Genomic DNA, 1,971 nt, shown 5'->3' with positions numbered 1-1,971 from the left:
GCATGTAGCCATCTGCACCGATGAACTTGGGTTAGTACTGCAATCCGCGCTGAACAAAACCGGGTCTCAGCATGTGAAAGATCAGCTGCGTGAGCTGATGACTGTGTATGGCTTGGGCCGAAACTCTTACGCGGGCAAGCATTACGCAGATGTGAAACAGAACATCGGAAAGATAGAGCGGCCCTACACCTRCCTGCTCGGCACTACCACGCCAAGCACACTGACTGACGGGCTGAGCCAGGAATCAATCGATAGCGGCTTTTTGAACCGCCTGTTGGTGGTTCTTCAGACGGGCACTGCGCAGGTTAATCGCAGACAGGAGTTCTCACTGCCAGAATCGCTGCGCGATAGGCTGCGTGCACTGGTACCACCAGCACCGCCGACCCCCCAGACGCCGGAGCCGATGGACTATGCAAGCGGTGCGGAGGAAGAGCTGATACGGCTTGTTGAGGATCTCCAGGCCGAGGCAGAGGTTCCTGCTCTGTGGGCACGGGTTGAGGAACAGACCATCCGTGTGGCTGGGTGCGTGGCTTTGGGCGATGGCGGGGAGATCAAAACTGAGCACGTTGTTTGGGCTGCTGCTTGGGTCAGTCGGGGGTTAGCGTCACTTCAAAAGCTGCTTCGAGAGGGCATGCACAGCTCACCATTCGAAAAACAGCGCAGCAAGGTGCTGAAGGTGATCCGCAACGCGAAAGCCTACGTGAAGGACGCACGTTTTGGCGGCTTATGCCAGATGGGCTACATGCCTAGGGGGAAGCTGATGAAGAGCGTTGCCTTGCGACCATTTGAGCTCGACCAGGTAATCACGGCGCTAATTGAGGGAGGGGAGATTACCGAGCAGAAGGTGGGCGATCAGAGGGTTTATACGGCTATCAGCGAGGGTTGAAAATCCCTCAATACTGCTCGTTTCCAGTTCCAAAAAAAACCTAGAACTGGTTCGGAATTTGGAACTACAAGCCGCTGCGAGCCGGTGGTGGGCGTGGAATTCCAAGGAGTTCCAGGGGCTTTGGGAACTCTACAAGCCACGTGGTGCGGGGGTTGGAGGGTATAGTTCCTTATATCCTTCTCTCTCTTCCTCTCGTAAATATCTCTGTTTTTTCAGTCTGTCTTAAAGGGCGTTGGAATTCTGGAACTGGCCCTTTCGGGCCTATTCCTGGCACGTCCGCTGCTGGCTGAATCTTCACCTTCGTAGCCGTTAGCCGTTGGCGCGGGCTCACCTCCGCCGTACCTCCGCCGCCTATAGGTATTCACCTTCGGCGGCGTAGCTTTCACCACCAAAAGTGCCTACGGGTGGAAGGTCTCGCCGCGTGTTTCGGCGACGGTTGGCGACGCCCTCGAAAACGGGCGCTAAACGCACTTACTCAAAATGGCGAGTCTTCCTAACCCTCAGCCGCTTCCATCCCATCCTTAAGCCCTTCCCTAAAGTCAGTAGACCCAGCAGGTGTGGCTGGCGCAGCCGGGCACGCGGGAGTCGCAGCAGTATCACCCGCTACGCTTTTGTAGCCCTCCTCAAAGCCTGAGCAGTATTCATCTTGGTCGGCTAACGTCAGCTGAGCTGTGCCCAAGGCAACCGTGGCTGCCAGCAAAATCACTGCTATCTTCATGGGGGTCTCCTGTTGAGTTGACTTGGATGCGTACAGCACCAGCGTTTCGACAATACGATCATTAGGAATGCCTGCATGAAGAATTGAGCTGGCCACAGCATCAGTCACTGCAACGTCTCCCTAAACCGCCGGACAAAAGTATGAGCGTCATCTAATGCGAACAAAGCTGATCGCGGCCTCATTGGGTATGTTTATGGCGGCTGGGGCACTTGCTGAATCCCAAAGGATTACGGCAATCCCTTATTGCTTTCTGAGCGAGGGGGCTCTGACTTTCCAGACGATCATTGAGACTCAATATAGCCCGACGAAAGGGGCTACTTCAAAAGTAGAGCCTCACATGGTCAGGTATCTTGTATCTGTCACCTGC

3 protein-coding genes are annotated in these 1,971 nt (G+C 55.2%); 2 read left to right on the top strand and 1 reads right to left on the bottom strand.

What is annotated here, in order from left to right:
• On the top strand, positions 1 to 886 hold an 886-nt coding region (locus tag AC1DSG_RS30690), incomplete at its 5' end, for a DUF3987 domain-containing protein (protein ID WP_477794222.1).
• Positions 887 to 1,379: 493 nt separating this feature from the next.
• Here AC1DSG_RS30690 and AC1DSG_RS30685 read toward each other — a convergent pair.
• Positions 1,380 to 1,712 carry a hypothetical protein gene (locus AC1DSG_RS30685; protein WP_477794221.1) on the bottom strand — a complete coding sequence of 111 codons (333 nt, stop codon included), beginning with the start codon at positions 1,710 to 1,712 and terminating at the stop codon, positions 1,380 to 1,382.
• A 46-nt stretch (positions 1,713 to 1,758) separates the two neighbouring features.
• Between AC1DSG_RS30685 and AC1DSG_RS30680 the strand changes: the two genes are divergently transcribed.
• Positions 1,759 to 1,971: hypothetical protein (locus AC1DSG_RS30680; protein WP_477794220.1), on the top strand; the 213-nt coding region annotated here is incomplete at its 3' end.

The sequence above is a fragment of the Pseudomonas sp. P5_A12 genome (assembly GCF_056400685.1).
This window is presented reverse-complemented; position numbering and strand designations above follow the sequence as displayed.